Consider the following 228-nt stretch of genomic DNA (forward strand, 5'->3'; position numbering starts at 1 on the left):
TGCTTTCGGCATTCCAGCAATGGGCGTAGCAGGTGCGGCATTGGCAACAACCTTAGCGCGATTGATTCAAGTGGGCTTAATGTATAGCTACATGCGTATGCGTAAACATTGGCTATTAACGACGCCGAGTTCACCACATCGCCCGTCATTGTGGTTGTCTTACCGTCGCATTGCTTTGCCGTTGACGATGAATGCTGTGTTATGGGCAATGGGCACCATGGCATATCA

The 228-nt window shown here is 50.0% G+C and carries 1 pseudogene; it reads left to right on the top strand.

Annotated features, from left to right (window positions below):
• A pseudogene (locus AB4512_RS24600) lies at window positions 1-228 on the top strand (MATE family efflux transporter); the annotation flags it as partial.

It is taken from the genome of Vibrio sp. 10N.222.52.B7 (genome assembly GCF_041474275.1).
Lineage (GTDB): Bacteria > Pseudomonadota > Gammaproteobacteria > Enterobacterales > Vibrionaceae > Vibrio > Vibrio crassostreae_C.